This is a genomic window from Streptomyces hygroscopicus, assembly GCF_026168105.1.
Taxonomy (GTDB): Bacteria; Actinomycetota; Actinomycetes; order Streptomycetales; family Streptomycetaceae; genus Streptomyces; species Streptomyces hygroscopicus_D.
Window position 1 is genome coordinate 1 of sequence record NZ_LBMW01000130.1, and the last position, 2,407, is coordinate 2,407.

Below are 2,407 nucleotides of genomic sequence, written 5' to 3' on the forward strand. Positions count from 1 at the left end.
GAGCCCTACCAGCGGATCCTGGACCTTGCGGATCTGGAGTGGGAGCTGTCGGTGGTGCAGGTGGCGCCCGAGGAGCTGGAAGCTTCGGTTGCGGGGGCGGCAGGGTATCTGTTCGATCTGGCGTCGGAGGTGCCGATCCGGGCGTGGCTCTTCGAGGCCGGGCCGGACGAGCGGGCTCTGGTGATCGTGGTGCATCACATTGCCGGTGACGGCTGGTCGTGGGCGCCGTTGGCGCGGGATGTGTCGGTTGCGTATGCGGCCCGGTGCGGGGGTGGGGTGCCTGGGTGGGAGCCGTTGCCGGTGCAGTACGCCGACTACGCGCTCTGGCAGCGTGAGCTGCTGGGTGACGAGAGCGACCCGGGTTGGCGCGGGTTGCGCGGGCCGAGGGTGTGACGATGTTCATGGTGTTGCAGTCGGCGTTGGCGGTGCTGCTGTCGTGTCTGGGTGGGGGTGTGGATATTCCGGTTGGTGCGGCGAATGCGGGTCGTACGGATGCGGCGTTGGATGATCTGGTCGGCTTCTTTGTGAACACGCTGGTGATCCGGACGGATCTGTCGGGTGATCCGACGTTCCGTGAGGTGCTGGGCCGGGTGCGGGAGACGAGTCTGTCGGCTTTCGCGAATCAGGATGTGCCGTTCGAGCGGTTGGTGGAGGAGTTGGCGCCGTCGCGGTCGATGGGGCGTCATCCGCTGTTCCAGACGGTGTTCACGATGCAGAACAATGCGCAGGCGGTTCTTGATCTGCCGGGTGTGCGGGTTGGTGGGATGCCGGTGGGGGCTGCGTCGGCGGCGCGGTTCGATCTGGATGTGCTGCTGGGTGAGGTGTTTGATGCGCAGGGGGCGCCGGGGGGTGTGGTTGGCACGGTGATCGGTGCGGCGGATCTGTTCGAGGAGGTGAGTGTCGGGCGGATCGCGGAGCGTTTGGTGCGGGTGCTGGAGTTGGTGGCCGGTGATCCGGGGTTGCGGCTGAGCGGTGTGGATGTCCTGGAGGAGGGTGAGCGCCGGCGGGTGCTCGTGGAGTGGAACGACACCGAGGCCGATTTCGGGTCGGGGCTGGTGCCGGAGTTGTTCGAGGCGCAGGTTGCCCGGACTCCGGATGCGGTGGCGGTGGTCGTGGATGGTGTGGAGGTGTCGTTCGGGGAGTTGGATGTGCGGGCGAATCGTCTTGCGCAGTATCTGGTGGCGCAGGGGGTGGGTGCGGAGTCGCTGGTGGGGGTGTGTCTGCCGCGTGGTGTGGAGATGGTGGTGGCTGTTGTGGCGGTTTGGAAGGCGGGGGCGGGGTATCTGCCGGTCGATCCGGAGTATCCGGCGGAGCGTATTGCCTACATGCTTGCGGACAGTGGTGTGGTGCTGACGTTGACGGATGAGGAGGTGCTGGAGGAGTTGCCGGCCGGGCGGGGACGGCTGGTGGCGGTGGACGGTCCGTTGATGGCGGCGCAGTTGTCGGTGTTGCCTGCGGTGGCTCCTTTGGTGCGGGTGTCCGGGGAGGGTCTGGCGTATGTGATGTATACGTCGGGGTCGACGGGGCGGCCGAAGGGGGTTGCGGTCACGCATGCGGGTCTGGCGAACTACGTCGGGTGGGCTGTGGGTGCGTACGGTGGGGGCGGTGGTGCGCCGTTGCATTCGTCGTTGGCGTTCGACTTGACGGTGACCAGTGTGGTGGTGCCGTTGGTGTCGGGTGCGCCGGTGGTGGTGAGCCGGGCGGGTGGTGCGGAGGGTTTGGCGGAGCTGCTGGGTGATCGCGGTGGTTTCGGTCTGGTGAAGGTGGTTCCGGCGCATCTGCCTTTGCTGTCGCAGATGCTGGCTGGCAGTCAGATCATTGATGCGGCGGGGACGTGGGTGGTGGGGGGTGAGGCGTTGCCGGGTTCGGTGGTGCGGGCGTGGTTGGAGCGTGCTTGTGGGTCGGTGGTGGTCAATGAGTACGGTCCGACCGAGGCGGTGGTCGGGTGCTGTGTGTTCGAGGTGCGGGCGGGGCAGGAGGTGGTGGGTGATCGGGTGCCGATTGGGCGTCCGGTGGCGAACATGCGTCTGTATGTTCTGGATGAGTTTTTGCGGCCGGTGGCGCCGGGCGTGGGGGGTGAGCTGTATGTCGCGGGGGTGCAGGTGGCGCGGGGTTATGTGCGTCGCCCTGGTCTGACGGCGGAGCGGTTCGTGGCGAACCCCTTCGAGCCGGGGGTGCGGATGTATCGCACGGGTGATGTGGCGCGGTGGGGTCGGGATGGGCAGTTGGAGTATCTGGGGCGTGCGGATGAGCAGGTGAAGGTCCGTGGGTTCCGGATCGAGCCGGGCGAGGTCGAGGCCGTCCTGGCCGGGCACCCGCAGGTCGCGCAGGCGGCGGTGATCGCCCGCGAGGACGTGCCGGGTGATGTGCGTCTGGTCGCCTACGTCGTCGCCGACGACGAGCCGGG

Annotated in this window: 2 protein-coding genes; both read left to right on the plus strand. The window is 67.6% G+C overall.

The window, feature by feature from the left end; all coding sequences use genetic code 11:
* The coding region (locus AAW14_RS39160; RefSeq protein ID WP_265569233.1) for a condensation domain-containing protein at positions 1-393 on the plus strand (393 nt) is incomplete at its 5' end.
* Between the two features lie 2 nt (positions 394-395).
* The coding region (locus tag AAW14_RS39165; RefSeq protein ID WP_265569234.1) for a non-ribosomal peptide synthetase at positions 396-2,407 on the plus strand (2,012 nt) is incomplete at its 3' end.